Below are 2,091 nucleotides of genomic sequence, written 5' to 3'. Positions count from 1 at the left end.
ACCTCCCGACAGCGCGGACCCCCCCGATCCACCCCCCGTATCCGGCGGTGTGCAGATCGGGAATGTCACCGCACCGGGCGGGCAGGCCGCTGGCATCGTCCACGGCAACATGATCCAGAACCGGGGCGGCTCCGGCGCATGACCCCACCGTTCCGCGGCGACCGGCCCCACCCCGGAACCTCGCACACGACCAACACCGCAAACGCCTCCCACGGGCAAGCCGCCGGCACCCTCCACGGCGACATGATCCAAAACAACTTCTCCAGCCCACCACCGGGGAAGGTGCGTTCGGCCTACCGGGAACAGGTCCGCCGCATCGCACCACCAGAACTCGTCGGTCGGGATGAGGAACTCGCCGAGCTGGCGGCCTGGTGCCAGCAACCCGGGGCCGGCTACATCTGGTGGCGGGCACCGGCCTGGGCCGGGAAGTCCGCGCTGATGTCCTGGTTTGTTCTGTACCCCCCGGCCGGGGTGCGGGTCGTGTCGTTCTTCATCACCGCCCGCTACGCCAGCCAGAACGACCGGATCGCCTTCACCGACCTGGTCATCGAACAGCTCTGCGACCTGCTCGGTGAAGCGCTCCCCCCGCTGACCGACACCACCCGCGACACCCAGTTCCTCGGCCTACTCACCGACGCCGCCGAGCGCTGCCACGCCCACGGTGAGCGACTGGTCCTCGTCGTCGACGGGCTCGATGAAGACGAGGGGGTCAACGGGCCGACCGGACACAGCATCGCCGCGCTCCTCCCCACCGTTCCCCCGGCAGGCATGCGGATTCTTGTTGCCGGGCGGGTCAACCCGCCTATCCCCCCCGACGTGCCCGACCACCATCCCCTCCGCGACCCGGCCATGACGCGCACGCTCGCCGCATCCGGCTATGCGGCGGTCATCCGCGGCGACATGGAACGGGAACTGGACGCACTCCTCCACGGCCCACCTGCTGGTCGCCAGCTCCTTGGCCTACTCACCGCCGCCGGCGGTGGACTGAGCGGACCCGACCTCGCCGAACTCACCAACCAATCCCGCCGAAAGGTCGAACGGCTCCTCGGCACCGTCGCCGGACGCAGCTTCACCCTGCGCGGCAGCCGATACCAGCCAGGACAAGCCCCCGACCTGTACCTCCTCGGCCACGAAGAAATCCGCATGATCGCAATCGACGAACTCGGCACACGAGCCCTCGACGACTATCGGCAGCAGATCCACACCTGGGCCGACCGCTACCGCACCCGACACTGGCCGACAGGCACCCCCGAATACCTCCTCCGCGGCTACCACCAGATGCTCCACGCCACCGGCAACACCCCCCGCATGATCGAATTCGCTACCGACCGGGCACGTCACGACCGAATGCTCGACATCACCGGCGGCGACACCACCGCCCTCACCGAAATCCGCACCACCCAACACGCCATCCTCGACCAAGACGAGTCTGACCTGAACGCCCTCGCTCTTTTCGCCCTACACCGCGACACCCTCACCGAACGCAACGCCAACATCCCCATGCAACTCCCCGCGGTATGGGCCACCCTCGGCAACCTCAACCGGGCCGAAACCCTCGCCCGCACCATCACCGACCCCTACCGACAGGCACAGGCCCTCACCACGCTGGTGGGCACGCTGGCCACCGCCGGACACCACGACCGGGCCGAAACCCTCGCCCGCACCATCACCAACCCCGCCCTGCAGGCACAGGCCCTCACCACGCTGGTGGGCACGCTGGCCACCGCCGGACACCACGACCGGGCCGAAACCCTCGCCCGCACCATCACCAACCCCGACCGACAGGCGCAGGCCCTCACCACGCTGGCGGGCGCCCTGGCCACCGCCGGACACCACGACCGGGCCGAAACCCTCGCCCGCACCATCACCAACCCCGCCCGACAGGCACAGGCCCTCACCACGCTGGCGGGCACGCTGGCCACCGCCGGACACCACGACCAGGGCCGGCTAGTACTGGCAAGGGCCCTAGTGCAGCTCCGCGTAAGTCTTGCTGGGGTTGTCGTCAGGCGGCTTTGAGGGGTTCGCCGGTGTAGGTCCAGCGGTAGGGCTTGGCGGTCCGGTCGTGGACCTCGATGAAGTGGAGGATCTTCT

At 69.1% G+C, this 2,091-nt stretch carries 1 protein-coding gene; it reads left to right on the top strand.

What is annotated here, in order from left to right; genetic code table 11:
- The first annotated feature begins 138 nt into the window (after window positions 1-138).
- Window positions 139-2,016 (top strand): hypothetical protein, encoded by a 1,878-nt coding sequence (locus AB1460_RS37060; RefSeq protein WP_368967202.1) that lies wholly within the window; start codon window positions 139-141, stop codon window positions 2,014-2,016.
- Window positions 2,017-2,091 lie beyond the last annotated feature (75 nt).

It is taken from the genome of Parafrankia sp. FMc2 (assembly GCF_041008525.1).
Taxonomy (GTDB): Bacteria; Actinomycetota; Actinomycetes; order Frankiales; family Frankiaceae; genus Parafrankia.
This window is presented reverse-complemented; position numbering and strand designations above follow the sequence as displayed.

What these genes read in the sequence shown, in the direction of transcription:
- AB1460_RS37060 (WP_368967202.1), top strand. Translation starts at nt 139, where the DNA reads ATGACCCCACCGTTCCGCGGCGACCGGCCCCACCCCGGAACCTCGCAC.